We start from the raw sequence: 24,920 nt of genomic DNA, 5'->3' as shown, positions 1-24,920 counted from the left end.
CATTGCTCGCCTGCCCTCAAGCTTGTAGATCGAGGTTCGGGCCCCCATTTTTTGGTCAAATCCAACGTTTCCGGACCCCTGACATATGACCGATCTCAAGCTTATTGCGCTTGATAGCGAAGACCTCGACGTTATCTCGGCCACGACGCAGGACGCGGTCGTGCGCGTCGGCGACATGGGCTATGCCAAGGGCGACAAGCGCTTCGCGCTGCTCATGAACCGCTATGCCTGGGAGGACGGGACCGGGGGCAAGACCGGCGTCCGCAAGCGCGCGGCGCTGCATTTCGACCAGGTGACAGCTGTGAAGGTGTCGGGCATCGACACCAACGCCATCGATGGCGTGCTTGAGCTGCTCACCATCCGCTTCACCGAAACCGAGGCCCCGAGCGGGCATGTCGACCTTGCTTTTGCCGGTGGCGGGACGGTGCGGCTCGATGTGGACGTGCTGGAGGCGCGGTTGGCCGATCTTGGGTCGGCCTGGGCGGCCAAGGCCAAGCCAGAGCACGCCTCGTAATGCCGGTTCGTCTCGACAGCCGGGATGCCGGGTTCGCCAAGTCGTTTGAAACGCTGCTGAATTCGAAGCGCGAAGCTTCGGAGGAAGTAGGAAATGCGGTTGCAGCCATCCTCGCCGACGTGAAGGCGCGCGGCGATGCGGCGGTAGCGGAGTACACCGCGCGCTTCGATGGCTACGCTGGAACTCAGGGGTCTTTTCTGGTCAAGGACCACGAAATTGAGGCCGCTAGTGCACGGGTTTCCAGTGACGTAATCGGTGCGCTGACGATCGCGCACGAACGCATCAAGGCGCACCACGAAAAGCAGCGGCCGGTCGACCACATCTACCAGGACCACCTGGGCGTGACGCTGGGGACGATCTGGACCCCGGTCGAGGCGGTTGGCATCTATGTACCGGGCGGCACTGCCGCCTACCCGTCATCGGTGCTGATGAATGCAGTACCGGCCAAGGTCGCCGGCGCGAGCCGCATCGCCATGGTCGTGCCGACGCCGCGCGGCGAGGTGAACGACGCGGTGCTGGCGGCCGCCAGGATCGCCGGCATCACCGAGATCTACCGCATCGGCGGCGCGCAGGCCGTCGGGGCGCTGGCTTACGGCACCGAGACGATCGCGCCCGTTTCCAAGGTCGTCGGCCCGGGCAACGCCTATGTGGCCGCGGCCAAGCGCCAGGTGTTCGGGCAGGTCGGGATCGACATGATCGCCGGCCCGTCCGAGGTGCTGGTCATCGCCGACTCGTCGGCCAACCCGGCCTGGGTGGCGGCGGACCTGCTGGCGCAGGCCGAGCATGGCGGGGGCGCGCAGTCGATCCTCGTGACCACCGACCACAAGCTCGCCGACCTCGTCGAGGACGAGGTCTGGCGGCAGATCGAACTCCTGCCGCGTGCGGAAATCACGCGCGAGGGCTGGGAAGAGTTCGGGGCGATCATCACGGTCGCCTCACTCGCGGAGGCGGTGGAGCTCGCCAACCGCATTGCGTCCGAGCATGTGGAGCTGGCGGTGGATGATCCGCAGGTGCTGCTGCCCAAGATTCGCAATGCTGGTGCGATCTTTCTCGGGCATCACACGCCCGAGGCGATCGGCGACTATGTGGGTGGTTCGAACCATGTGCTGCCGACGGCTCGTTCGGCGCGCTACGCGTCGGGACTGGGTGTGCTCGATTTCATGAAACGCACGTCGGTACTGGGGTGCGATCCCGCCTCGCTGGCCGAACTGGCGCCGGCGGCGCGGACGCTTGCGACGACCGAAGGGCTGGGGGCGCATGAGCGCTCGATTTCGATAAGGCTCAACCGGTAGATGGCGACAACGCGACAGCTCGATCCCAAGACCGATCACCTCGTCGCCGTCACGCTCGACCCCAACACCATCACCTCGGTCAACCCGGACGAGGTGCACGAGTGGCGCATCGCCATCTACGACCTCGTCGAGGAGAACGTCTTCGCGCCTGCGCGCGTCAAGGCCACCGGCCCCTATGCGCTCCACGTGTCGATCATCGGCAACTACATCCTGCTCGACGTCCGCAACCCGGACACCTATGAGCCGATCGCGGCGCACTACCTGTCGCTGAACCCGTTCCGGCGGCTGATCCGCGACTACTTCCGCATCCGCGAAAACTATTTCGACGCGATCAAGACCGGCTCGACCTACCAGATCGAGACCGTGGACATGGCCCGGCGCGGGCTCCACAACGACGCGGCCGAACTGCTGCGCACGCGGCTCCAGAACAAGCTCGAAATGGATCTCAACACGGCGCGGCGGCTGTTCACGCTCATCTGCGCCGTACAGCCCTTCGCGAGCCGCATCGACGAGCGGGAATCGACCCTGCCGAGCGTACTCTTCGTGTGCTCGATGAATTCGGTGCGCTCCCCCATCGCAGCGGCGCTGGCGCGGCGAGACTTCCCCGGCCGGCTGCTGGTCCGCTCGGCGGGCGTGCGCTCGGGCAAGGCCGATCAGTTCGTGCACGAGGTCATGGAAGAGATCGGCATCGACATGAGCGTGCACACGCCGCACACCATGGACGAACTGGTGGCCAGCCATTTCGACCTCGTCATTACACTTTCGAACGATGCGCTCGAAGCCGTGGAGCAGCGCGGCCTCGAGGCCGGTGCCGTCGAGCACTGGCCCATGCCCGACCCCACCGAGGCCGAGGGGAACCGCGAGGCCGTGCTCAGCGGCTATCGCGCGCTGCGCGACACGCTGCAGAAGCGCGTACGGGAGCGGCTCGACGAGCTTGTGGCGGCGACGAGGACGGCATAGGCGGGGCTGACGCGTTCGCGGGGATGACACCAGGTTTGCGGCGCGCACCGAGCCCAACATGATCAGTCGGTCATGCCCCGAATTGCCAACCGGCGACTCCATCCCCACATAAGCCCGTGTCACCCGCACGGGTGGGTTCACAAAGCAGGCGGCTTGAAGTATAGCTGCCGCCCAATTCAGCCCCCGACATCGCCAGTTACACGTTTCGCGGGGCCTTCTCAGGAGAGAGTATGGCTAAGGAAGAAGTGCTCGAGTTTCCGGGCGTGGTGACGGAACTGCTGCCCAACGCGACCTTCCGGGTGAAGCTCGAGAACGAACACGAGATCATCGCGCACACCGCGGGCCGCATGCGCAAGAACCGCATCCGCGTGCTCGCAGGCGACAAGGTCCTGTGCGAGATGACGCCCTACGACCTGACCAAGGGCCGTATCACCTACCGCTTCAAGTAGGCCCAGATGGCCAGCCGTCCCGAGCTCATCCTCGCGTCCGCATCGCCGCGGCGGTTGGCGCTGCTCAACCAGATCGGCATCGAGCCCGAGCATCTGGTCCCGGCCCATATCGACGAGACCCCCGAGAAGAACGAACTGCCGCGCAAGCTCGCGCAGCGCCTCGCCGACCAGAAGGCGATCACGGCGCAGCACAAGGCCAAGTCCTCCGGCATTGCGGGCAACGCACTCGTGCTTTCGGCAGATACGGTCGTCGCCGTCGGACGCCGCATCCTGCCCAAGGCGGAGACGATGGAGGAGGCCTCCGAGTGCCTGCGCCTCCTGTCCGGCCGCTCGCACCGGGTGTTCACTGCCGTCACGATGCTCACGACCTCGGGCGCGATGCGCAAGCGCCTCGTCGAGACGCGCATCCGCTTCAAGCGCCTCTCGGCGCGCGAGATCGAAAGCTACCTCGCCAGCGCCGAGTGGCGCGACAAGGCCGGCGGCTACGCCATCCAGGGCATTGCCGGCGCCTTTGTCCTGAAGCTTCAGGGCTCATACTCCGCCGTCGTCGGACTGCCGCTCAACGAGACGGTGTCGCTGCTTGCCGGCGAGGGCTATCCCGTGCACTTCAACTGGCTCAACCAGTCGAGCCTTCCGGCCGTGTAGTTTCCCATGGCCGCGCTTCCGAACCAGAAAACCGTTCCGCACTCTTGCTGGAAGCGCTCGCGATGACCGCCGAGATCGTCAAGCTCAGGAAGCCGGTCCCCTGCCCCATCTGCGGCAAGCCGTCGAGCCAGCAGTTCCACCCGTTCTGCTCGGCCCGGTGCAAGGACATCGACCTCAACCGCTGGCTCAGCGGCAGCTACGTCATTCCTGCCAAGGACGACGAAGACGAGGACAAGATCCCCGACGCCGATAACGGCGACGACGAGGAATAGATCACAGTCGTCGCCTGGTCGCGGGTGCGCCAGAAAAGCAAAGACGCCAGACCGGCTTCCCCGATTGCATGCACCAACGCGTATTCGTGTGGGAAACGGTTTCCCGTGACCGGATCAGGTCAATAATGCTGCTGTAAAACGAAAGTTGTATGCCCGCACTGTTGCCGACGGGCCGTCCGAGGGGGGCGGACCAGTATTGGTCCTGAGGGGGAGCCAATGGCGACAGCAGATACAACTGCCACGTCGGTGCGTGGCGGAGGCATGACGAAGGACGAACGCTTCGTCATCGTCGCGTCATCCACCGGTACCGTTTTCGAGTGGTACGACTTCTATCTCTACGCAACGCTGGCTCCATTTTTCGCGGCACTGTTCTTTCCGCCGGGCAACGAGACGGCGGCGCTGCTTTCAGCCTTCGCCACCTATGCGGCGGGCTTCCTGGTGCGGCCGTTCGGTGCACTGGTCTTCGGCCGCATCGGCGATCTCGTCGGCCGCAAATACACCTTCCTCATCACCATCCTCGTGATGGGCGTCTCGACCTTCGCCGTCGGCCTGTTGCCGACCTATGCGCAGGTGGGCGTGTTCGCGCCGATCCTGCTGGTGACGCTGCGCCTGCTGCAGGGCCTCGCGCTCGGCGGCGAGTACGGTGGTGCAGCGACCTACGTGGCCGAGCATTCGCGCCCCGGCATGCGCGGGTTCGCGACCAGCTGGATCCAGACCACGGCGACGCTTGGCTTCTTCATGTCGCTGCTGGTGATCGGCGTCAGCCGCATGGCCATGCCGGCCGCCACCTACAGCGAATGGGGCTGGCGCCTGCCGTTCCTCGTTTCGGCGCTGCTGCTGATCTACTCGATCTGGGTCCGACTCAGACTCAACGAATCGCCGATCTTCAAGAAGATGAAGGAAGAGGGCCGCGGCTCGACCTCGCCGCTGCGCGACTCGTTCCTGAAGTTCCCCAACAACAAGCTGGTGCTGCTGGCGCTGCTCGGCGCCACCATGGGCCAGGGCGTGATCTGGTACACCGGCCAGTTCTACGCGCTGTTCTTCGTGCAGACGACCATGCAGGTGGACTATCTCTCGACCTACATCATCATCGGTGTGGCACTGCTGCTGGGCACGCCGTTCTTCGTGTTCTTCGGCTCGCTGTCGGACCGAATCGGGCGGCTCTACATCATCCTCGCGGGTTGCCTCATCGGGGCGCTCAGCTACTTCGTGCTGTTCGGCTGGCTGGCGGCGGCAGTGAACCCGGCGCTGACCGACTGGAACAGGAACACGCCGATCACCGTCACGGCCGATCCGGCGCAGTGTCACTTCAACCTGTTCCCGCAATGGCCGGGCACGGCCGTCGGCGATTGCGATACCTCGAAGGGGCTCATGGCCTCGCGCGGCATCTCGTTCACCTCGGCGGACGGCGCGGCCGGATCGAAGGCGACACTGAGCGTCGGCGGCACGACCGTCGAAGGCTTCAGCGCGTCCGGCTGGACCAAGGCGCTGGTCGATGCCGGCTACCCGAATTTCAAGGCGACGGAAGCGACCGTGGCCCTGAATGCCGAGCAGTTGGCAAGCTTCCAGGCGGCAGCCACACCTGCCGACCGGCTCGGGGTGATCAACGCGGCCCGCAAGGCGGCGGACCCGGCTGCTGCCAATCTGGCCGCGGCCAATGTCATCGCCGGCGAGCCGGCCACCTCGGCCACCGGCGCAGACCTGCCGCTGACGGTGCTGGCGCCGGTGACGGCCGATACCAGCCGGATCAACTGGGTAGCGGCAATCGGCGTCGTGTGGGTGATGGTGCTCTTCGTCACCATGGTCTACGGGCCGATCGCGGCGTTCCTCGTCGAGCTGTTCCCGACCAGGGTACGCTACACCTCGATGTCGCTGCCCTATCACATCGGCAACGGCTGGTTCGGTGGCCTGCTGCCGCTGGTCGCGACCGCAATGGTCGCGAGCGCCGGCAATATCTACCAGGGGCTGTGGTACCCGATCGTGGTCGCACTGATCACCGTGGTCATCGGCCTCGTCTTCCTGCGCGACACGCGGCACAACGACCTGTCGAAGTAGCGCCGTGCATTCGGGCGGGGAGGCGGAACGCCGTCTCCCCGTCGCTCGATTTTCCACAGGCGCAAAGATGGCAAAACCCGCTTGCGCGCCCCCGCAATGCCCCCTATAAACCGCCCGACTTCAGCGCCCTCGGGCGCAACGGTTGCCCGGGTAGCTCAGTTGGTAGAGCAGCGGATTGAAAATCCGCGTGTCACTGGTTCGATTCCGGTCCCGGGCACCACTCCTTTCCCACTCATGTTTCGGCGACCTGACAGCACTTTCGGGCTGCAATGCCGGCCGAGCATTCGTGCTACGGGCAGAACCTGCGGATTTCCACGGGGTTCGATCGTTCCCAGCGGGCGCTGCCGCCGACGGCATTCCCCTCACGCGCACGCTGCCGACGATCGTGCCGGTCAGTGGCGGTAGCTGACAGATCGGACGGTTCCGTCCGGTTCCACCAGGTTGGTTTCGGTGTTGGGGATGATGTCCGTGTTCTGCGCGGAAGCGCAGCTCCAGCCTTCGGCATGTCGATGGACCACGAACGACAGGATGGTATGGCAAACTGCGGTCCGGTCACTTTCGAGCGTCGCTGCCTGGCCCTCCAGGCGAAGCCTGGCATGAACGACTGCGACATCGGCGGTCAGAGTGCTGAGCGAGTACGGCCCCTCGCCAGGCCAAGCCGACGGCATGGGAGCTGACGCGCCCGTTGGTCGACGCCCGCCGCTGGGCTTGGCCACTTAAGAGAGTATTGACTATATGGCCGATGCCTCCTGTTTCGTCGCCGGGACAGTCGACGTCGTGCAGAAATGAACTAACACTCGCACCGCCTGCGCAAATCGACGCGCGATGCTGGCCGTACTATTACGCACCGCAGCACATCTGATTTTCGTTTCTAATTATACAATTCCCATCAGTTTCTGCCGTTACTCGGTAATACAGCGCCATGTTATGAAACCAGCAGGGGAAACTCGCGGTATGCACCAACGTCAAAGGTGAGTCATGTCCAACAGTTTCTGGGAATTCCTCTGGCTGATCCTCTCGGTCTTCTTCCTGTTCGCCTACCTGCTGGTGATGTTCCAGATCGTTGTCGATCTGTTCCGGGACCACAAACTGAGCGGGTTCGCCAAGGCGCTGTGGATCATTGCCCTGATCTTCATCCCCCTCGTGACGGCCCTGGTCTACGTCATCGCCCGTGGCCGCGGCATGGGCCAGCGGCAGCTCCAGGCCGAGCAGCAGGCCAAGGCCGAGGTCGACACCTACATCCGGCAAGCGGCGGGCACATCGCCGGCCGAGCAGATCGCGCGGGCGAACGCACTGCTCAAGGAGGGCACGATCAACGAGCAGGAGTTCGCGACCCTCAAGGCCAAGGCCCTGGGCTGAACGGATCGGCGAGATGCTCCACTATGCTTCGGACAACGCGGCCCGGTTCTCCCCCGGGCTGCCCACATCGGCAGCCTCGCTGCCTGATGGAGAGCCGTCGCGACCGCAGGTCCGGCTGGTAACGCGGGGCCTGCCGTTGCGCAGGCAGTTCGAGGCATGGGCCGAGCAGATCTCCCCCATCGTCGAGGTCAGCCCGCTGTCGGATCCGTCACGGGGCTTTGAGGCCGTACTCGAGGCCTGGGACTTGGGGGAGCTGGTGCTGATCAGCGCCCACCAGCCGGCGATCGCCTTCCGTCGCACGGACCGGCGCTGCCGCTCCGACGGGCTCGATCACTGGGTGTTGTCGGCCGTTCGCGGCGAAGTGGCGGGCAGAAGGGGCACGCTGCAGTTCCATTGCCTCAGCCGCCCCTTCGAGGGGCAGTCGACTGGCGGGGAAGCGGTGCACCTGTGCGTGCCGCGCGACTTCCTGCGCCGGGCCTGCCCGCTGCTGGTGGAGACACAGGGCGGCACGTCAGTGAATTCAGCGCTCGGCCGGATGCTTGCAGACTTCCTGCTCGACCTCGTGCCGCGCATGCCCGAGCTCGATCCGGCCGACTATCCGGGTCTGCTCGGGAGCATCCGCGCCATGATTACGGCAAGCCTCGCGGTCGCCCCATGGCACCCGACGCTTGCCCAGAAGGCACGGCACGAAACGGTGGTCGAACGCGCCCGCCGGCTCGTGCAGGAGCAGCTCCATTCGTCTTCACTCAGCGTCGGCAATCTCTGCCGTGAGCTTGGCGTGTCGCGGTCGCGCCTCTATCGCCTGTTCGAGCCGATGGGTGGCGTGGTGCACTACATCCGCCACCGTCGGCTGCTCGATGCACACATGGCGCTGGCCGACAGCGACGACCGCCGGCCGATCGTCGACATCGCGGCCGAACGCGGCTTCATCGACCCGGCGGAGTTCAGCCGGGCCTTCAAGCGTGAGTTCGGCTACCGTCCCAGTGACGCCCGCGGCAGCGCCGAGTTGCGGCCGGCACGATCGCCCAGCAGTGCGCCCGGCGCGGGAACGTCGCTCGCCGGCCTGCTGCAAGGCTTGCGGTGAAGGGCGGCAGATGGCGGACACAACCAGGGCCGAGCCCATGTCGTCCGCTGAGGACCCCATCGAAACCGTTGTCGCGGAGGTCATCGCCCGGCTCAGGCACGCGGCCGATGAGCCGGACGCCACGCTGACATGCAACGACGTGCTCAAGCTCGTGGGACCGCGATCGCATGTCATTGCGATCCTGATGTTCTCGCTGCTGAACCTCATCCCCGCCCCGCCCGGCTACAACTTCGTCATGGCGCTCATCATCATCGCCATGTCCGTATCGCTGCTGCTCGGGCGGGAGATGGCGCTTCCCGGAGCGCTCGGACGGCTACGCCTGCCGGTCAAGATCGTGCTCAAGCTGCTCGACGCGCTGCAGAGGCTCGCGACCTTTGCGGCCAGGATCTCGTCGCCGCGCTGGCGGGTGCTGACCGGTGAGGCGGCGCTGCCCGTGGTGGCCGTGATCGGCGTGGTGGCCGGTATCTTCATGCTGCCCCCGATTCCGCTCACCAACATGCTGCCCTCGATCGGGCTGGCGGTCCTCTGCGTCGGCATCCTCAACCACGACGGCATCGTGGTGCTTGCAGGAGCAGCCATCGTCCTGATCGGCATCATCATCAGCGGGATCACGGTCTGGCTGCTGGTGATCCTCGGCCTGTCGATCACCGACTACATAGAGGGGGAGGATGCCGGCACGGCCGCCCAGGGCGCATCAGGCAGTGCGCCGGGTCGATAACGGGATTCCCCACCTGTCGGTGGGACGCGGAGCCATCACGCCAGGCGGCGCCTGCGCCTACAATCCGGCCAGGTCCGGGGTGGTGCGTTGAGGTCGGAGAAGGACATGAAAATCACGAACAAGCGACTTGCGATCACCATCAACCTGCTACGCGGCGTACTGCTCGTCGTCGCCGGCGTACTCGCCCTCGTCTACCCGACGGTGGCGCTGAAGTTCGCGCTCGTCGTCGGCGGGTGCCTGCTGATCGTCGATGGCGTGCTGGGGGCGCTGGCGAGCCAGAACTATGGACTCGAGTCGCACTGGCCGTTCTGGCTCAGCATGACGCGCGGGGGGCTGGCAGTCGTCGCCGGGCTCGCCGTGCTCTTCAGCCCGCTGCTCGCCTCCGTGCTCACACCCACCTTCCTCGCGACGACCATCGGCCTGGGCGCGATCGCGGTGGGCGTCATCGAACTCTACATGCTGGCGCGCTACCACAAGGAGTACCCGCCGATCTGGAGCACCGTCGTCGGGGCGCTGATCTATGTGGCGCTCGGCGTGCTGCTACTGCTGCTGCCGCTCAGCGGGGCCCTGCTGATCATGCAGATCGGCGGCGTGCTGGTGTTGGTGTTCGGCCTCGTCCAGATCATCAAGAGCTGGATGTCGAGCAGCCAGTCGCTGGGCGCCAGGCAGGCACACTGATCCCCGAGCCCGCTTCCCGTCCTCGCGTCCCGACCAGCGGCGCCGTCTAGCAGGGCGTCCCAGCGCAGGCGGGTCGCGGGGGCAGCATCTCGAGCAGCAGGCTGTAGGCCAGTTCGGTGTTGGCGTCGGCCTGGCGCGGATCGATGAGATCGTGCAGCAGCCGCATCGAGACGGGCAGGATCTTGAGATCCACCTCACGGCCGTGCCGCTCCCAGTCCTTGGCGATGTTCTTGGCGAGCGCGTTGTTCACGGCGAAATCGGCTTCGTTGACCATGACGCCGAGCCCCTGCGCCAGGGGCGGGACCGCGCGCGCGCTGTCGGCGACGACCTCGCCGATAAGCATGAACTGGCCCAGCGCACGCGTCGGTACGCGCGGATAGGCATAGTCCATTTCGGGCGGGCCCAGCGGCTCGAGCGGGTTCCAGGTGAACATGGTGCTGGGGAGGATCAGCAGCAGGTTGGTCGCGGCGCGGTTGGCCCAGGCGGGCACCAGGTTGGGCCCGAGAAAGGCTGCCATCGCCACCGTGCTCCGGACGTCGGCGCGGTACTGCGCGCTCCACATGGTCAGGGCGCCGCCGGCCGATAGTCCGACCACGATGACTTCGTCGCCAAGGCCGTGGCCGATCTCGATCGCCGCCTCGGTCGCGGCGACGTATTCCTCGGCGGTGATCGGAACCAGCGCGTCGGTCATCTGGTCCGCCATGCCGTGCCCGGGGAGGCGAGGCACGTAGACGTTGTAGCCGAGGCCGAGCAGCTTGGGTGCAAGTTCGTCGGCCTGGGCGGGACAGTTGGTCACGCCGTGCAGAAAGACGATCGTCTGGGCCTCGCGCTGGCCGTGGGTGAGGAGCTTGGACGCGCAGCGCGGATTGAGGGGCAGCTTCGCTTCCTCAGCCAGCACGGCCTGGTAGGCCGCGAGCGCCTGCTCGTGGTTCATCGGCGCCGCAAGGACGTGCGGTTCGGTCAGCCCGCGCTTGTCGAGAGGCAGGAGCGTCAGCCAGGTGAAGCCGGCGAGCAGCACCAGCGCCACGACGCCGGCGGCCGCGGCCAGCCCCCAGATGAGCCGGCCGGCGGTCTCCCGGACGCTGCGCAGTCGGCGTGGATAGACGCGGCGCAGGATGAGCGCGCAGACGGCGCCAGCAATGGCCATGGTGAACATGGCGGCAAAGCCGGTCGTCGCCAGGGCGAAGGCGCTGACTTCGAGAGCGGTGAGCAGGCGTCGCAGGATGCCGATGCCCGGGGGCGGGCGGCGGACGAGCTCGGCGATGAGCAGCACCACCGGATAGGCGAGGATGCCGCAGAGGATTCCGGCCAGCGCCCCGCGCAGAAGGCTCGGCTTCTGCCTGCGGCCGACGAACAGCCACCAGCTGAAGCTCCCGCACAGGAAGAGCCCAAGCAGGAGCGGCACCCACGGGATGCCGCCGGTGCCCTCGATCAGGCCACCGGACGGCAGCTCCACTGCCCGCGCGGCGATCAGCCCGCCTACCGTCAGCAGCAGGCCGCCGACGAGGTTGAGCCAGGGGCGTTCGGAAGAGCCGGTCATTGCTTCTCCTTTTCCTCGAACTCGCGGGTCATCTCGCTCTTGAGGCGGGAAAGGCTTTCGGCATCCCAGCCGGTGGGCTCGACCAGCACCATCCAGGCATCGATGTAGTCGGCCGGGGCGTAGACGTGGCCGTGACCGAGCGGCGAGGTGAGCGCCAGCGCCATGTCCATGCCGAGCTGGAACAGGGTGACGATCGGGTACCAGGTCAGTTCCTTGGACACATCCGGTCCGCGCTCGCCCTTCATCCAGTCGGGCTCGCGGTAAAGGGTGCGCGGATCGAAGAAGACGATGGGGTCACTGGCATACTGCAGGAAGCCGATGCGGATCGGCCCCCAGGGCTTGCCCCTGGGATCGGCGAGACCGTCGCCCTGGTTGGAGAAGCGGAAGGTGCCGCCGTCGCTCACCTGAGGCCGCCATTCCGGCGAGCCGGGGTTGCGATTGGCCGTAGCCCACCGCCAGATCGGGCTGGTGAAGGGCGGGCCAGCCCACAGGGCACCCTGGTAGGGGTCGCGCAGGACGTCGAGGATCTGCGTCGAGTTCTGCGAGGCGTGAGCGCCGAGGCTGAGCCCGTTGAGATAGAGGCGCGGACGACGGTCGTGCGGCAGCGCGGTCCAGTAGGTGTAGACCGCGTCGAACAGGGCCTTGGCTGCCTCGCCGCCATAGTCCGGCTCAACCAGCAGCGAGAGCGGGCTCAGCAGATAGGAATACTGCAGCGACACGCTCGCGACGTCGCCGGCCATCAGGTACTCGAGCGAATCCATGCCGGCGGGGTCGACCCAGCCGGTGCCGACCGGCGAAATCACGAGAAGCACGTCGCGGTCGAAGGCGCCGACACGCTTCAGCTCGGCCAGCGCCAGCGCGGCGCGCGCCTCGACGGTGGGCGCGGAACGCATGCCCACGGAGACACGTAGCGGCTCCATGGCCGGCCGGCCGATGCGCTGTTCGATGGCAGCCTTGTCGGGACCCGTCTGCACGTAGTTGCGGCCGTCGCGGCCGATGGTCGACCAGGAGATCAGAGACTGGGGGCTGCCTGACTGCGTGGGGTTGGTCGGCGGTGGTTCGACGAAGCGAGAGGAGACATCGTCGAGCTGCTCGAAGAAGGCATCGGCCGTGCGCAGGGCACCCCTGAGCAGAAAGCCGTTGAACAGGGTGGCCGCGAGGAAGCCCACCACTACGAGGCTTACCAGCATGGCGACGCGCGGCGGAACCAGCCTGCGGAGCTTATGCGCGACGAAGTTGATGCCGACGGCGAGGAGCGTGCCGAGGGTGATCAGCACCACCGCAGGCAGGATGGCGACGAGCAGCACCTGGATCGGGTGGCCGGTCTGCACCGGCTCGGCACCCATGGCGAGGCGCACCGAGTTCTGCCACTCGGCAGCGCGCGACATGCAGAAAACGACGATCACGGTGCAGATGGCCGAGGTGATGGCCGTGAGCCAGAAGCGCAGGCGCCCCTTGGGCGGCTTGAGCTGCAGGAAGTACCAGAGCCACTCGAAAGTGGCGCCGACGGCATAACCGACTGCGAACACGCATCCGGCCAGCACACCCTGGATGAGAAATGTTCGCGGGATCAGGGAGGGCGTCAGCGACAGCGCGAAGCACACAGCCCCAACTGCGAGGCCGGGCAGCGACAGGTGCGAGCGGATCACGCCGAGGAAGCGCCGCAGTATCGATGTCTGTTCCTGTGCAGATGCCTGCGACACGCACGACCCTATGAACAGCTGGTGGGCGCCTAGGATGCCACCCCGAGGCGCGCCGGGGATGAGCCAGGAATCCCAATAACCTGCAGCGCGTCCGCGGCGCGTTGCGGCTAGCCGCCGGCGCCCTGGTAGCGATTGACGGCCTCGCGCCAGCATAGCACCGCGAGCAGGACGAAGAAGGGGCCCGCCAGAAGCGCCAGTGCGGGCGCCCAGTCGCCAAGCAGGGGCACCTGTTTGCCGAGAACCACGGCAACGGGAACCGAGCTGGTGAAGGCGAGCGGCACAATGGTCAGCATCACGCCCTGGATGCCCACCGGGAAGATGTCGAGCGGGTAGCGCGTCAGCTCCCAGAAGCCGAAGAAGATCGAATAGAGGTGGTTCGAGCGGACCCAGATCAGGGCGGTGAGACCGATCATGGTCAGGAATGCCGCAGTCACCATCGCCGCGCTGAGGAGGCTGGCGATGAAGTAGGCGATGGTCAGCAGGGACCAGTCGACCGGCGCGATCCAGAGCGCCCAGACCATCAATGCGATGCCCAGGAGGATGTGGCCGGCATAGCCGATGTTGAAACCTGAAAAGACGATGTAGAGCCAGGGGCTGATCGGCTTGGTGAGGAGGGAGTCGAAGGTACCCAGCCGCACCCGCTCCTCGAGATCGCGCATCTGGGTGAAGCTGATCGCTGCCCCGGTTGCGTAGCCGAGGACATGGAAGGAGTAGAGCAGCAGCAGGTCCGGCCAACGCCAGCCGGCAAGCTCGGTGAAGCGGTCGACCAGCAGCCAGATCACCGCCAGCGAGCTGCTGTAGGTGATGATCTGGGCGATGCGATCGATCCAGAACGCGCCGCGATACTCCATCTGCGAGCGGATCTGCATCAGCACGAGGCGAAGGGCGATACGGAGCTGGCGCATCGGCTCAGCCTCCCTGCACGACGACACGGCCCGAGGCGCGCCGCCACAGCAGCCACACCCCAAAGGCGAGCGCCGCGGCCCAGCCCAGCCCGATGCCGAACTGGGCCAGGCACTCTTCAGGCGAGAGGCGGCCGAGCCAGACGGCCGACGGGTAGTAGACGATCCAGGCGAAGGGCAGTTGCCGGGCAATCGCGCCGAGCGGTTCAGGGAAGAACCAGAACGGGATCAACTGGCCGGCCAGCAGGTTGAGCAGCGCCTGCATCAGCCATTCGAGCGAGAAGGAAGTCAGGAGCCAGAAGGCAACCAGTCCGAACAAGGCTGCGATCAGGAAGAAGATGGCCAGCGCCAGCACCCAGTAGGCGACGAACATCGCGCCATGAAAGAAGCTCGCCGGCGGCAGCATGCCGTAGAACAGGGCGACGAAGATCACCGTGGGGACGACGAGGAAGGTAAAGCGGTATAGGGCCCGGCCGACTTCGCTGGCGATGACATAGAGAGGGAAGTGCACAGGCTTCAGCAGCCAGACGGCGACGTCGCCCGTTCTAAGCGCGTGGCCGATACCGCCGACGACGGTCTCGTAGCGCGCGGCTCCCGTGACGGCGCCGCCGAGCAGCGCATAGGTCACCATCTCCTCGAGGCTCACGCCACCGATGACGCCGGCGCCACCATAGATCGCCGTCCAGATGGCGACACGGGCGAAGACCTGCACCAGCTTGCCAAACAGGTTGGCCCACACCTCGTTGCGATAGGCGAGCTGGGTGAGAAAGCCGCTCTGCGCGAAAGCAAGATAGGCGCTCATGCGGGAACCGCCGTGTTCCTGCGCTGGTAGAAGGTGCGGATCACCTCCTCGATGTTGGGCTCCTCCAGCGCGATGTCCTTGATCTCGCGACCCGGACCGACCTCGGTCAGGACATCGACCAGGGAGACGTCGTCCCGTTCGATCCGGTAGTGCTTGAGCAGCCCGTCGTCGGCCGTCAGGACGGCCGTCGTGAGGGGGAGCGGCCCCGGATCGGTGGTGAATTCCAGCGTCAACCGCCGGGCCGAGCCGAGCGCCGAGCGCAGCCGGCCCAGCTCGCCGTCGAAAACGAGCCGTGCATGATCGACCATGATCAGGCGGGGACAGATGGTCTCGATGTCCTGCAGGTCATGCGTGGTGAGGATGATGGTGATGCCGCGCTCGCGGTTAACCTCGGCGAGGAACCGGCGCACGGCATCCTTGGCGACGACGTCGAGGCCGATGGTGGGCTCGTCGAGGAAAAGGATCTGCGGGTCGTGCAGCAGGGCCATGACGATCTCGGCGCGCATGCGCTGGCCGAGCGAGAGCTGCCGCACCGCGCGGTCGAGGAAGGGTTCGAGTTCGAGCAGTTCGGCGAAGCGCCTGAGATTGTCGGCGTAGCGGGCGGCAGGGATGTCGTAGATGCGGCGGTGCAGCTCGAACGAGTCCGCGACCGGCAGGTCCCACCAGAGCTGGCTGCGCTGGCCGAAGACGACGCCGATCCGGCGGGCGATCTCCATGCGCCTTTCGTGCGGCGTGCAGCCAAGCACGCTGACCGAACCCGATGTCGGCACGAGGATGCCGGTCATCATCTTGATCATGGTGGATTTGCCGGCGCCATTTGGCCCGAGATAGCCCACCGCCTCGCCCTTGCGGATGCCGAAGCTCACGTCGGCGACCGCCTTTACTTCGGTGTACTCAGGCGTGACGAGCGATTTGAGCGCGCCGAGGACACCGGGGAAGCGCTTGGGCTGCTGGTAGGTCTTGGATACGGACCGTACCTCGATGACCTCAACCATTCGACATCCCCCTCACCTCAATACAGAGCTACACGATTCTCAGACTGACGCTCGGGTAGGCGCAGGGGCCGACTTCGTGTAGAGGGCTTGCTCGAGATTGTCGTAACGGCGAGCGGCCCATGAAGCTCAGAGATCGGCGCGTCCTGCTTGTCATCGGCGGGGGTATTGCCGCCTACAAGTCGCTGGAGCTGATCCGCCGGCTGCGCGACGAGGGCGCGCGGGTGCGCTGCGTGATGACGGCGGCGGCGCAGGAGTTCGTGACGCCGCTTTCGGTCGCGACGCTCAGCGCAGACCGCGTGTTCACGGACCTGTTCGATCGCAACGACGAGCACGATGTCGGCCACATCCGGCTGTCGCGCGAGGCGGACCTCATCGTCGTCGCGCCGGCGACGGCCGACCTGATGGCGAAGCTTGCGACCGGGGCCGCCAATGATCTCGCAAGCGCGGTGCTGCTGGCGACCGACAAGCCGGTGCTGATCGCGCCGGCGATGAACCCGAAGATGTGGTCGCATCCCGCGACGCGGCGCAACCGGGCAACGCTCGCCGGCGACGGCGTGCGCTTCGTCGGTCCGAACCGGGGCGAGATGGCCGAGGCGGGGGAAGCCGGCGAGGGCCGGATGGCGGAGCCGGCGGAGATCCTTGCCGCAGTCGTCGACCTGCTGGGTGCGCCCGGCCCGCTTGCGGGGCGGAAATTCGTCGTTACCTCGGGGCCGACGCATGAGCCGATCGACCCGGTGCGCTACATCGCCAACCGCTCATCGGGCAAGCAGGGCCACGCAATCGCGGCTGCTTTGGCGAAGCTGGGGGCGGATGTGACGCTGGTGACGGGGCCGGTGACGATCGCCGATCCCAGGGGCGTCACGACGGTACATGTCGAAACGGCCCGCGAAATGCTCAGTGAGGTAGAGGCCGCCCTGCCCGCCGACGGCGCGGTATTCGTGGCCGCGGTGGCGGACTGGCGGGTCGCTGAAGCGGCGAGCGGCAAGATCAAGAAGGTGCCGGGCGCCGCGAAGGTGCCGGTGCTCGACCTCGTCGAGAACCCGGATATCCTTGCCACCATCGCCCACCACGGCCAGCGCCCGACGCTCGTCGTCGGCTTTGCGGCGGAGACGGACGACGTGCTGGCCAACGGACAGGCCAAGCTGGCCCGCAAGGGCGCCGACCTGATCGTCGCCAACGACGTGTCAGCGGAGACGGGCGTGATGGGCGGCGACCGCAACAAGGTGACGCTGATCTCACGGGACAGCACCGAGGCTTGGCCGGAACTCGGCAAGGCCGAAGTCGCCGAGCGGCTGGCGCAGGTCATCGCCGATCGCCTCGGGCAGGCAAGAGCTTGACCGGCGACTTCCTCGAGGGCGGGGACGGCACGCCCTATCGCCGTTTCACCAAGGCCGAATGGGAAGCGCTGCGGGCAGACGAGCCGATGACGCTCACCGCCGAGGACGTGGTGCGTCTGCGTTCGCTGTCCGACCCGATCTCGCTCGACGAGGCAGAGCGGGCCTACCTGCCGCTGTCGCGACTGCTCTCATTCTACGTGGAGGCGATCCAGAACCTCCACACGGTGTCGCAGCGCTTCCTGAACACGGACGAGCCGAAGGTGCCCTTCGTCATCGGCATTGCCGGATCGGTGGCGGTGGGGAAGTCGACCACGGCGCGCATCCTGCATGCGCTGCTGCAGCGCTGGCCGTCGAGCCCCAAGGTCGACCTGGTCACGACGGACGGCTTCCTCCAGCCCAATGCGGTACTCAACCAGCGTGGCATCATGCGCCGGAAGGGCTTTCCCGAAAGCTATGATCGGGCGCGGCTGGTGCGGTTCCTTGCCGACATCAAGTCGGGCAAGGCCAATGTCGAGGTGCCGCTCTACTCGCACCTCGTCTACGACGTGATCCCGGGCGAGCACGTCACCATCGATCGGCCGGATGTGCTGATCGTTGAGGGCCTCAACATCCTGCAGCCGGGTGTGCCGGGCAAGGGCGGTGAGCCCATCCGCTTCGCATCGGATTTCATCGACTTCTCGATCTATGTCGATGCGGATATCGACGACCTGGAGCGCTGGTACATGGAGCGCTTCTACCGGCTGCGCGAGACGGCGTTCAGGAACCCCGCCTCGTTCTTCAAGCGCTATGCCGACATGAGCAAGGAGGAAGCCGGCAAGTTCGGGATGGACAACTGGCGCTCCATCAACCTGCCGAACCTTGTCGAGAACATCGCACCGACCCGGTCGAGGGCGGACCTCATCCTCAGGAAGGGCGGCGATCACCTGCTCGAGCAGGTGTGGCTGAGGCTGGTGTAGTTGCGGGCAAGGTGCCTACAACGATTTGATTGCATTGCAGGTTTTCAGCATCAAGCCTAGATCGCCACCAGTCCCTCGCGCAGGAGGATCGACACCGCGTCGGCGCGATTGCGGGCCTGCAGCTTGTCGAGAATGGCGGTGACGTGGAACTTGGCGGTGTGCACCGAGATATCCAGTTCGCGCGCGATCACCTTGTTGCTGGCACCATCGACCAGCAGGGCCGCCACCTGGCGCTCGCGCTGGCTGAGCCGCGGGAGCACGGCCGCCGTCGTGCGCTCGCCCTCAGAGGCATCGCGCTCGAGGGCATAGCCGGCGCCGATCAGCGTCGCAGCGGCGAGGATGAGCACAGGATCGAGGCTGTCGATGGCATTGCGGCGCACTTCGTCCGCGCCAACGCGCAAGACGCGGTGCGGGCCGACGACGCCGCCCAGCGAAGCGGGGCGATCAGTAATCGTCACCTCGGCTTCATCAGGATTGGCCTCGTAGAGATCGGCGCGGCCGGCAACGAGGGTGCGCAGCACCGCTTCGAGCGCCGGGTCGGTGAGATCGAAGGCGACACCCAGCGTCAGTCCGCCGAGGACAGACTGCGCAACGGGACGTTCAGCCCCGCGGGCGCTCGCCGATAGTGATCTCGAGTTCCAGTGCACTGCCACCGCGTAGTACTCCCAGATTGATGTTCGTTCCGACCATGCCGGACCCCAGCCGGTCGGCCACGTCGCCCACAGAGTGGACTTCCTTATCACCCCATGTGGTGATTATGTCGCCCACAAGAAAGCCCCCTTTGGCAGCGGGGCTCTCCGGCTCGATGCCGACGACGATGGCGCCGCTGTCCCGGCCGAGCGGATGGAGGCTGACGCCGAGCCAGCCCCGCGGCACATAGCCCTTGTCCTCGAGGGTTGCCACGGCACGGGCGATTGTAGCGGCCGGGATGGCGAGAGTACGGCGGCCAGCGCCGGTTACGGCCATGCCGATCAGGGCGCCATCCGGTGCGAAGACCCCGGCGCCTTCCGCTCGCGTCGAGAGGCGCAGGCCGAGCAGGATGCGGGCATCGATATCGCCGCAGCGCATGCTGCGCCAGGCTCCACCGACCTCGCTGATCGAGACGAGGCTCGAGAGCGTCGAGTATTCGCCGCGTCCTACCAGCACGGATAGTGAGCCCGGGGCTGGGATGGCAGCGTGAGCGGGTTCGGCGAACTCGCCGGTGTCAAATTTCAGCAGCGCAATGTCGGTGGTCGGATCGCGGCCGGCGATCTGGGCCGTCAGGATCGTCCCGTCGGACTTGAGGACGCCGGCCTCGTCCTCGCCCTCGAGCGCCTCGTGCGCGGTGACGGCAAGGCCGGTGCGCCAGATGAAGCCGGAGAGCTCGCGCCCGTCGGTGCCCTGCACCGCGATGATGCGTGGCGACAGGTCTGCGGTCAGGCCCGCCAGGGCGTTCGAAAGCCCCTGCAATTCCGGGTAGGCCATAGGGAAGAGCCCTCCAGTGTTCCGGGCAAAAGGTTGCTCTCGAGGCCGGGAAGCCGAAAGCTCCCCATATGGGCAGTCTCGCGGCGGGCCGGTCGGCTGACCACATGATTTCACATTCCGAACTCACCGGAGAACGCCCGTGGGTACTCCCCTGCCCCTTCAGACCGACGAGCACCTGCTCGACGCCTACTCGCTCACCGTATCGGACGTGGCCGAAGCGGTCGGGCCAGCCGTGGGCATGGTGACGACTGACGGCAAGGGGCACGGCTCGGGTGTCGTCATCTCGCAGGACGGGCTGGTGGTCACCAATTCGCATGTGGTGGGCAAGAACCGCGACGTGCTGCTCGCGCTCCCCGACGGGCACCGCCTCGCAGGGCGCGTACTTGGTGCCGACCCGGACACGGATCTCGCCATTCTCAAGGTCGACGGCACGGCGCTGCCGATCGCAACGCTCGGCGACAGCGCCAGCCTGAAGCGCGGCCATATCGCGATCGCCATCGGCAACCCGCTCGGCTTCGAGTCGACGGTCACTGCCGGGGTCATTTCGGCGCTGGGCCGGAGCCTGCGCTCGCCCTCCGGCCGGCCGATCGAGGACGTGATCCAGACGGATGCGGCGCTCAACCCCGGCAACTCGGGCGGCGCGCTGGTCTCGAGCCTGGGCGAAGTCGTCGGCATCAGCACGGCCATGATCGCCGGTGCGCAGGGCATCTGCTTTGCGGTTGCCAGCAACACCGTGAAGCTCGTGCTGGGCGAAATCCTGCAGCATGGGGCCGTGCGGCGGGCCTATCTGGGCGTCGCCGCGGACACGGTGAACCTGCCGCGGCGCGTTGCCGATGCGGCGCATATCGGCAGCCGCTCGGCAGCGGTGCTGCACTCGGTCATTTCGGGCGGACCGGCGGACCGCGCCGGCATCCGCGAGGGCGACGTGCTGCTCGCTCTCGATGGACGGCCGGTGGAAGGGCCGGGACCGCTGCTGCGCATGCTCACCGCTGACGCCATCGGAAGGCAGGTGAGGCTGCAGATCCTGCGGCAGGGGCGGCTGATCGAGCTGGACGTGGTGCTGACGCAGCGGCCGGCCGGGTAGCGCACGACCCCCTCATCGGAACGTGCGGCAACCTTGCCCCTCCCCCACACCGCCAATAGCATGCGCCCCAAATCATGGGAGACGTGCAAATGGCCGAGTGCAAGGTGATCCGGGCTAGCGAAGGGTACCGCGGCAAGCAGGGGCTCGATTATTTCGCCGGCGTCTCGGCCCAGTCGGCCGGCTCCAAGGCCATCTGCATGCACATGCTGGTGATGCCACCGGGTGCCGAGGCCAAGCCGCACTACCACGAGAACCACGAGACGGCGATCTTCATGCTCGAAGGCAGCACCTCGTTCCGTCACGGACCGAAACTGGAGCTTCTCGACCATGTGAACGAGGGCGACTACGTCTACATCCCGGCCGGCGTGCCGCATCAGCCGTTCAACCCCACCGACAAGGTGGCGCGCGCGCTGATTGCGCGGACCGACCCCAACGAGCAGGAAAGCGTGGTGCTGATCTAGGAGCGTCGCCATGCAGAAGCTGCTGGTACTGCAGTCCCTCTGGTCGATGCTGGGCCTCAAGGGGGCGCCGCCGGAGCGGTCACTCGAGGCCAATATCGAGCTGATCGCCGGAGCCGGCTTCGACGGGCTGGGGACACTCTGGATCGACCAGGCGGAGGCCGAGCGGGTGAGCCGGCTGGCCAGTGGCGCCGGGCTCGTGGTCGAGGGGCTCTGCTTTCCCACCGATATCGACGGCCTCAAGCCGGCGCTCGAATGGGGGACGGCCCATGGCGTCCACCACATCAACATCCAGCCCAACCTCAGGCCACGTACGCTGGCCGAAGCGGTCCACGTCGCCGAAGGGTGGGTGCGGCTCATCGAACAGGTCGATTTCCCGGTTTACGTGGAGACGCATCGCGACCGGATGACCAACGACCTGCTGTTCACGCTCGACCTGATCGCGGCCGTGCCGGAACTCAAGCTTCTCGCCGATCTGTCGCACTATGTGGCGCCATTGAGTCCCGAACCGGAGGGGAGAAAATGGCGACAACCGACTTCAGGCACACTCCGAAGGTGGCCCGCGTCGACCAGTTGGTGGACGAGAACGGCGCGCCGATTGCGGTGCCCGAGGACAGCGCCCTCGAAGTGACCGACAAGATCGAGGAGACCATCGGTGCGACAGGACCGACTGCCTGGTGGCGCTATGGCCTGCTTGGCCTCGCCAGCCTGGTTGCCATCGTGCTGTTCGGGCAACTGATGATAGGCGGCTCCGTCTCGGACCTGCCGCCGGATACGCCGGCTACAGCTCCGCCGCAGACGATCAGCAAATGAAAATGGCCCGGGAACGTAGTCCCGGGCCATTTCAGTTCTCGATCGGCGATCAGCCCTGGATGGGCGACAGCTGGATTTCGACGCGGCGATTCTGCGAGCGGCCGGCTTCGGTGCTGTTCGAGGCGATCGGATCGGCCTCGCCCTTGCCGGTGATGTAGAAGCGGCGCTGGTCGACGCCCTGGTTGGAGAGCACGGTCGCCACCGAGACGGCGCGCTTCTGGCTCAGGTCCAGGTTGTAGCTGTCCGAGCCCTGCGAGTCGGTGTGGCCGTAGACGTCGATGACCGTCTTGTTGAACTTCTTGAGCACGAGGCCGACTGAAACCAGCGTCTCGGTGAACTGCGGCTGCACCGTCGAGGAATCGGTGGCGAAGGTAATATTCGACGGCATGTTGAGGATGATCTGCTGGCCCACGCGGGTCACAGACACGCCGGTGCCCTGGAGCTGGGCGCGCAGCTCGCGCTCCTGCTGGTCCATGTAGCTGCCGATGGCCGCGCCGGTGAGGCCGCCGACGCCGGCGCCGATCAGCGCCGCGACGCGCGGGTCGCTGCCGGTTGCAGCACCGAGGATGCCACCGACGACTGCACCACCGCCGGCGCCAATCAGCGCGCCGCCGGTCGTGTTGGAGAGCTGGGTGTCACCGGTATAGGGATTGATGGACGTGCAGGCGCTCAGCGACAGGGCCGCGAGGCCGGCGACCAGGATTTTGGACTTCATTAGGTACCCCCAAAAGGTTCGGCGCGTTCTCACCAGCGAATGCGGCAGCAAGGTGTCACATTGTGGCTTCTGAGCAACCCGCGCCGATTAATAGTCGAGGACTGCCTTGCGGGGAAGCAATCTCGTCGGTCAGCCGTGTGCCCAACCGCCGTCGACGAGGAAATCCTGCCCCGAGATCATGCGGGAGTCGTCGGCGGCGAGGAACAGCACCATGCGGGCGATGTCCTCGGGGTAGAGGCGACCCTTGAGCGGCTGAGCCTGGTCGAGCATGGCCAGCGCTTCCGGTGTGGCCCACAGCGAGAGCTGTCGCTCGGTCATGATCCAGCCCGGCACGAGCGTGTTGGCGCGGATGCCGTGCGGGCCGTACTCGCGCGCCATCGAGCGGGACATGCCGTGCATGGCGGCCTTGGCGGCGGTGTAGACGGTGAGTTCGGCCGAGTTGGTCATCCAGCTCACCGAGCCGAAGTTGACGATCGAGCCCTTGCCCGCCGCGATCATGCCGGGCGCCACGGCCTGGGCCGCGAAGAACGCGTGCTTGAGGTTGACCGCGATATTCTGGTCCCACTGCTCGGGCGTGATGTCCTTGATCTGGTGGCGCTGGTCATTGGCGGCGTTGTTGACGAGCGCCAGCGTCGGGCCGTGCGCCGCCTCGAAGCCACGGATGGCAGCCTGGTAGGCGCCGACATCGGTGATGTCGCAGCGCGTGAACATGGTGGTGGCACCCGCCGCGTTGAGTTCGGCGGCCAGCTTGTCGCCTGCCTCCCCGGCGATATCGACGAAGCCCACCTTGCTGCCCTGCGCCGCAAAGGCGCGGACGATGCCCTCGCCGATGCCCGAGGCACCGCCCGAGATGATGACGGGCATGCCGTTGAGGCTTGGATAGCTGGCGTAGTCGGACATCGGTTCCCCCAAAGAAATTCGTTGGGCGGCGGTTTAGCGTGAGGAACGTACGTCGGCAAGGCAGGACGAACCTCGCCTGTCACCGGGCCGACACGCGACGCGGCTATGGGCGGCTTCCTTCCCGTTGCCCGGATGATCAAGCTGTGCTTCCCGACCTCGTCAAACCCGCCCAGACCGCCCCTCTCAACGGTCCCTCCCAAGTGGAGCGCGACCGCCTCGCTGCGCTCGAGCGCACCGAAGCCAACCACGCATCGGCCATGGCCGGGCTCGCCTGCCTGCAGCGGGTCGAGGCTCCCGCCACCGTGCTGGCAGAACCCCTGAGCTTTCCGCTGACCGTCGCGGCGTGGAACCTCGAGCGCTGCTACAATGTCGAGAAGTCGGCCGACATGCTCGGGCGCGAGGGCGCGGAACTCGTGCTGCTCTCCGAAGTCGACAACGGCATGGCGCGCACGAAGCAGCGGCACACCTCGCGCGATATCGCGACCCGGCTCGACATGGCGCATGCCTTCGGCGTCGAGTTTCTGGAGCTCGAGCTGGGCGCCGATGTGGAGCTCGCGTTTTGCGAGGACGACTTCAACCTCCACGGCTTCCACGGCAACGCGCTGCTGGCCCGCGCGGCCCTGCAGTCACCAGCGATGATCCGGCTCGAGGCGCACGGCCATTGGTTCACGCCCGAAACGCCGGCGAAGCGGATCGGCACGCGCTGCGCCATCGCCGCGGCAGTGATGACCACGGCAGGTCCGCTTTATGCCGTCTCGGTGCATCTCGAGAACCGGGGCGACGCCACCTATCGCGAAACGCAGATGCGCGGGCTGATCGACGCCATCGATGCCCTCGCCGGCGACACACCGGTGATCATCGGCGGCGACCTCAACACCGGGCTCGCCGACAATGGCGACTTCGAGAAGGAGACGCTGTTCGCCCACGCCTATGGCCGCAGCTTCGAGCGGCATGGCGGTCCGCTCGACCAGACCACGACGCGCCCCAGCCGCGTCAGCCGCAACCCGCGCGGCACATGGAAGCTCGACTGGTTCCTGACTCGCGGGGTGGAAGTGGCATCAAGCCGGATCGTCTCTTCGGTGGCGTCCGATGGCGAGGTGCTGTCGGATCACGATATGGTCGTACTCGAGGTCGAGGGGCTGCGTTAGCAGGCCGCCCCCACCCTCATCCGGGCTTCGCCCACCTTCTCCAATCAAGGGAGAGGGCCGCCCCCATGCATCGCAGT

General features: G+C 66.5%; 27 protein-coding genes and 1 tRNA gene. 19 read left to right on the top strand and 9 right to left on the bottom strand.

Annotated elements, in window-relative coordinates:
- Positions 1-85 precede the first annotated feature (85 nt).
- The 12 genes from PRN20_RS07210 (at position 86) to PRN20_RS07155 (ending at position 10,026) form a co-directional block, all read left to right on the top strand.
- Positions 86-514, top strand: a complete 429-nt coding sequence (locus PRN20_RS07210; RefSeq protein ID WP_273956558.1) for a DUF2948 family protein — start codon at positions 86-88, stop codon at positions 512-514.
- On the top strand, positions 514-1,806 hold the full coding sequence (gene hisD, locus PRN20_RS07205) for a histidinol dehydrogenase (RefSeq protein WP_273956557.1): 1,293 nt from the start codon (positions 514-516) through the stop codon (positions 1,804-1,806). The genes PRN20_RS07210 and hisD overlap by 1 nt, the downstream gene beginning before the upstream one ends.
- Positions 1,807-2,766, top strand: coding sequence for a UPF0262 family protein (locus tag PRN20_RS07200; RefSeq protein WP_273956556.1), 960 nt, complete (start codon positions 1,807-1,809; stop codon positions 2,764-2,766). It begins immediately after the preceding gene.
- A gap of 230 nt (positions 2,767-2,996) precedes the next feature.
- Positions 2,997-3,215: a translation initiation factor IF-1 gene (gene infA, locus PRN20_RS07195; RefSeq protein ID WP_035082742.1), complete on the top strand. Its 219-nt coding sequence runs from the start codon at positions 2,997-2,999 to the stop codon at positions 3,213-3,215.
- A 6-nt stretch (positions 3,216-3,221) separates the two neighbouring features.
- Complete coding sequence (locus tag PRN20_RS07190) at positions 3,222-3,860, top strand: Maf-like protein (protein ID WP_273956555.1); 639 nt, start codon at positions 3,222-3,224, stop codon at positions 3,858-3,860.
- A gap of 62 nt (positions 3,861-3,922) precedes the next feature.
- Positions 3,923-4,132: a DNA gyrase inhibitor YacG gene (gene yacG / locus PRN20_RS07185; RefSeq protein WP_273956554.1), complete on the top strand. Its 210-nt coding sequence runs from the start codon at positions 3,923-3,925 to the stop codon at positions 4,130-4,132.
- Between the two features lie 216 nt (positions 4,133-4,348).
- Complete coding sequence (locus tag PRN20_RS07180; protein WP_273956553.1) at positions 4,349-6,187, top strand: MFS transporter; 1,839 nt, start codon at positions 4,349-4,351, stop codon at positions 6,185-6,187.
- A gap of 144 nt (positions 6,188-6,331) precedes the next feature.
- Positions 6,332-6,407 (top strand) — tRNA-Phe (locus tag PRN20_RS07175).
- 758 nt (positions 6,408-7,165) lie between these two features.
- On the top strand, positions 7,166-7,546 hold the full coding sequence (locus PRN20_RS07170) for a PLDc N-terminal domain-containing protein (protein WP_273956552.1): 381 nt from the start codon (positions 7,166-7,168) through the stop codon (positions 7,544-7,546).
- Between the two features lie 13 nt (positions 7,547-7,559).
- The gene (locus PRN20_RS07165; protein WP_273956551.1) at positions 7,560-8,630 is read left to right on the top strand and encodes a helix-turn-helix domain-containing protein; all 1,071 of its coding nucleotides are present in this window, start codon (positions 7,560-7,562) and stop codon (positions 8,628-8,630) included.
- Positions 8,631-8,640: 10 nt separating this feature from the next.
- Positions 8,641-9,348 carry an exopolysaccharide biosynthesis protein gene (locus PRN20_RS07160; protein WP_273956550.1) on the top strand — a complete coding sequence of 236 codons (708 nt, stop codon included), beginning with the start codon at positions 8,641-8,643 and terminating at the stop codon, positions 9,346-9,348.
- 105 nt (positions 9,349-9,453) lie between these two features.
- Positions 9,454-10,026, top strand: a complete 573-nt coding sequence (locus PRN20_RS07155; RefSeq protein WP_273956549.1) for an HdeD family acid-resistance protein — start codon at positions 9,454-9,456, stop codon at positions 10,024-10,026.
- Between the two features lie 46 nt (positions 10,027-10,072).
- Here PRN20_RS07155 and PRN20_RS07150 read toward each other — a convergent pair whose 3' ends face one another.
- The 5 genes from PRN20_RS07150 to PRN20_RS07130 form a co-directional block, all read right to left on the bottom strand.
- On the bottom strand, positions 10,073-11,566 hold the full coding sequence (locus PRN20_RS07150; protein WP_273956548.1) for an alpha/beta hydrolase: 1,494 nt from the start codon (positions 11,564-11,566) through the stop codon (positions 10,073-10,075).
- Entirely contained in the window at positions 11,563-13,269 is a 1,707-nt protein-coding gene (locus tag PRN20_RS07145; protein WP_273956547.1) for an alpha/beta hydrolase, read from the bottom strand. The genes PRN20_RS07150 and PRN20_RS07145 overlap by 4 nt, the downstream gene beginning before the upstream one ends.
- A 107-nt stretch (positions 13,270-13,376) precedes the next feature.
- The gene (locus PRN20_RS07140) at positions 13,377-14,174 is read right to left on the bottom strand and encodes an ABC transporter permease (protein ID WP_273956546.1); all 798 of its coding nucleotides are present in this window, start codon (positions 14,172-14,174) and stop codon (positions 13,377-13,379) included.
- A 4-nt stretch (positions 14,175-14,178) separates the two neighbouring features.
- Positions 14,179-14,973, bottom strand: a complete 795-nt coding sequence (locus PRN20_RS07135) for an ABC transporter permease (RefSeq protein WP_273956545.1) — start codon at positions 14,971-14,973, stop codon at positions 14,179-14,181.
- A complete protein-coding gene (locus PRN20_RS07130; RefSeq protein ID WP_273956544.1) occupies positions 14,970-15,968 on the bottom strand; it encodes an ABC transporter ATP-binding protein in 999 nt (332 codons plus the stop codon). Before PRN20_RS07130 ends, PRN20_RS07135 begins: the two co-directional genes overlap by 4 nt.
- A 119-nt stretch (positions 15,969-16,087) precedes the next feature.
- On the opposite strand from PRN20_RS07130, the gene coaBC reads away from it, so the two are divergent.
- Both coaBC and coaA read left to right on the top strand, forming a co-directional pair.
- The gene (gene coaBC / locus PRN20_RS07125) at positions 16,088-17,305 is read left to right on the top strand and encodes a bifunctional phosphopantothenoylcysteine decarboxylase/phosphopantothenate--cysteine ligase CoaBC (RefSeq protein ID WP_273956543.1); all 1,218 of its coding nucleotides are present in this window, start codon (positions 16,088-16,090) and stop codon (positions 17,303-17,305) included.
- On the top strand, positions 17,302-18,261 hold the full coding sequence (gene coaA, locus PRN20_RS07120) for a type I pantothenate kinase (protein WP_273956542.1): 960 nt from the start codon (positions 17,302-17,304) through the stop codon (positions 18,259-18,261). Before coaBC ends, coaA begins: the two co-directional genes overlap by 4 nt.
- Positions 18,262-18,317: 56 nt before the next feature.
- On the opposite strand, the gene PRN20_RS07115 is transcribed toward coaA, so the two are convergent.
- Positions 18,318-18,914, bottom strand: coding sequence for a helix-turn-helix transcriptional regulator (locus tag PRN20_RS07115; RefSeq protein WP_273956541.1), 597 nt, complete (start codon positions 18,912-18,914; stop codon positions 18,318-18,320).
- Positions 18,862-19,725: a S1C family serine protease gene (locus PRN20_RS07110; RefSeq protein ID WP_273956540.1), complete on the bottom strand. Its 864-nt coding sequence runs from the start codon at positions 19,723-19,725 to the stop codon at positions 18,862-18,864. Before PRN20_RS07110 ends, PRN20_RS07115 begins: the two co-directional genes overlap by 53 nt.
- A 139-nt stretch (positions 19,726-19,864) precedes the next feature.
- Here PRN20_RS07110 and PRN20_RS07105 point away from each other — a divergent pair, with 139 nt between their 5' ends.
- From PRN20_RS07105 to PRN20_RS07090, 4 genes are all read left to right on the top strand, one after another.
- The gene (locus PRN20_RS07105) at positions 19,865-20,809 is read left to right on the top strand and encodes a S1C family serine protease (RefSeq protein ID WP_273956539.1); all 945 of its coding nucleotides are present in this window, start codon (positions 19,865-19,867) and stop codon (positions 20,807-20,809) included.
- Positions 20,810-20,898: 89 nt separating this feature from the next.
- On the top strand, positions 20,899-21,270 hold the full coding sequence (locus tag PRN20_RS07100; RefSeq protein WP_273956538.1) for a cupin domain-containing protein: 372 nt from the start codon (positions 20,899-20,901) through the stop codon (positions 21,268-21,270).
- Between the two features lie 10 nt (positions 21,271-21,280).
- Positions 21,281-21,898, top strand: coding sequence for a sugar phosphate isomerase/epimerase family protein (locus PRN20_RS07095; RefSeq protein WP_273956537.1), 618 nt, complete (start codon positions 21,281-21,283; stop codon positions 21,896-21,898).
- Positions 21,895-22,080: a hypothetical protein gene (locus tag PRN20_RS07090; protein WP_273956536.1), complete on the top strand. Its 186-nt coding sequence runs from the start codon at positions 21,895-21,897 to the stop codon at positions 22,078-22,080. Before PRN20_RS07095 ends, PRN20_RS07090 begins: the two co-directional genes overlap by 4 nt.
- A gap of 49 nt (positions 22,081-22,129) precedes the next feature.
- Here the strand turns inward: PRN20_RS07090 and PRN20_RS07085 are convergent, their stop codons facing one another.
- Together PRN20_RS07085 and PRN20_RS07080 are read right to left on the bottom strand one after the other, a co-directional pair.
- Positions 22,130-22,795 carry an OmpA family protein gene (locus PRN20_RS07085; protein WP_273956535.1) on the bottom strand — a complete coding sequence of 222 codons (666 nt, stop codon included), beginning with the start codon at positions 22,793-22,795 and terminating at the stop codon, positions 22,130-22,132.
- A gap of 129 nt (positions 22,796-22,924) precedes the next feature.
- On the bottom strand, positions 22,925-23,695 hold the full coding sequence (locus tag PRN20_RS07080) for an SDR family NAD(P)-dependent oxidoreductase (RefSeq protein ID WP_273956534.1): 771 nt from the start codon (positions 23,693-23,695) through the stop codon (positions 22,925-22,927).
- A 143-nt stretch (positions 23,696-23,838) separates the two neighbouring features.
- Between PRN20_RS07080 and PRN20_RS07075 the strand changes: the two genes are divergently transcribed.
- On the top strand, positions 23,839-24,843 hold the full coding sequence (locus PRN20_RS07075) for an endonuclease/exonuclease/phosphatase family protein (protein WP_273956533.1): 1,005 nt from the start codon (positions 23,839-23,841) through the stop codon (positions 24,841-24,843).
- Positions 24,844-24,920 lie beyond the last annotated feature (77 nt).

The sequence above is a fragment of the Devosia sp. ZB163 genome (assembly GCF_028613635.1).
GTDB lineage: Bacteria > Pseudomonadota > Alphaproteobacteria > Rhizobiales > Devosiaceae > Devosia_A.
The sequence above is the reverse complement of the archived record's forward strand: the minus strand, read 5'-3'. Positions and strand labels throughout refer to the sequence as shown.

What these genes read in the sequence shown, in the direction of transcription:
- PRN20_RS07160 (WP_273956550.1), top strand. Translation starts at nt 8,641, where the DNA reads ATGGCGGACACAACCAGGGCCGAGCCCATGTCGTCCGCTGAGGACCCC.
- coaBC (WP_273956543.1), top strand. Translation starts at nt 16,088, where the DNA reads ATGAAGCTCAGAGATCGGCGCGTCCTGCTTGTCATCGGCGGGGGTATT.
- PRN20_RS07080 (WP_273956534.1), bottom strand. Translation starts at nt 23,695, where the DNA reads ATGTCCGACTACGCCAGCTATCCAAGCCTCAACGGCATGCCCGTCATC.
- PRN20_RS07085 (WP_273956535.1), bottom strand. Translation starts at nt 22,795, where the DNA reads ATGAAGTCCAAAATCCTGGTCGCCGGCCTCGCGGCCCTGTCGCTGAGC.
- PRN20_RS07210 (WP_273956558.1), top strand. Translation starts at nt 86, where the DNA reads ATGACCGATCTCAAGCTTATTGCGCTTGATAGCGAAGACCTCGACGTT.
- PRN20_RS07135 (WP_273956545.1), bottom strand. Translation starts at nt 14,973, where the DNA reads ATGAGCGCCTATCTTGCTTTCGCGCAGAGCGGCTTTCTCACCCAGCTC.
- hisD (WP_273956557.1), top strand. Translation starts at nt 514, where the DNA reads ATGCCGGTTCGTCTCGACAGCCGGGATGCCGGGTTCGCCAAGTCGTTT.
- PRN20_RS07130 (WP_273956544.1), bottom strand. Translation starts at nt 15,968, where the DNA reads ATGGTTGAGGTCATCGAGGTACGGTCCGTATCCAAGACCTACCAGCAG.
- yacG (WP_273956554.1), top strand. Translation starts at nt 3,923, where the DNA reads ATGACCGCCGAGATCGTCAAGCTCAGGAAGCCGGTCCCCTGCCCCATC.
- infA (WP_035082742.1), top strand. Translation starts at nt 2,997, where the DNA reads ATGGCTAAGGAAGAAGTGCTCGAGTTTCCGGGCGTGGTGACGGAACTG.
- PRN20_RS07200 (WP_273956556.1), top strand. Translation starts at nt 1,807, where the DNA reads ATGGCGACAACGCGACAGCTCGATCCCAAGACCGATCACCTCGTCGCC.
- PRN20_RS07150 (WP_273956548.1), bottom strand. Translation starts at nt 11,566, where the DNA reads ATGACCGGCTCTTCCGAACGCCCCTGGCTCAACCTCGTCGGCGGCCTG.
- PRN20_RS07110 (WP_273956540.1), bottom strand. Translation starts at nt 19,725, where the DNA reads ATGGCCTACCCGGAATTGCAGGGGCTTTCGAACGCCCTGGCGGGCCTG.
- PRN20_RS07140 (WP_273956546.1), bottom strand. Translation starts at nt 14,174, where the DNA reads ATGCGCCAGCTCCGTATCGCCCTTCGCCTCGTGCTGATGCAGATCCGC.
- PRN20_RS07180 (WP_273956553.1), top strand. Translation starts at nt 4,349, where the DNA reads ATGGCGACAGCAGATACAACTGCCACGTCGGTGCGTGGCGGAGGCATG.
- PRN20_RS07190 (WP_273956555.1), top strand. Translation starts at nt 3,222, where the DNA reads ATGGCCAGCCGTCCCGAGCTCATCCTCGCGTCCGCATCGCCGCGGCGG.
- PRN20_RS07100 (WP_273956538.1), top strand. Translation starts at nt 20,899, where the DNA reads ATGGCCGAGTGCAAGGTGATCCGGGCTAGCGAAGGGTACCGCGGCAAG.
- PRN20_RS07095 (WP_273956537.1), top strand. Translation starts at nt 21,281, where the DNA reads ATGCAGAAGCTGCTGGTACTGCAGTCCCTCTGGTCGATGCTGGGCCTC.
- PRN20_RS07155 (WP_273956549.1), top strand. Translation starts at nt 9,454, where the DNA reads ATGAAAATCACGAACAAGCGACTTGCGATCACCATCAACCTGCTACGC.
- PRN20_RS07170 (WP_273956552.1), top strand. Translation starts at nt 7,166, where the DNA reads ATGTCCAACAGTTTCTGGGAATTCCTCTGGCTGATCCTCTCGGTCTTC.
- PRN20_RS07165 (WP_273956551.1), top strand. Translation starts at nt 7,560, where the DNA reads ATGCTCCACTATGCTTCGGACAACGCGGCCCGGTTCTCCCCCGGGCTG.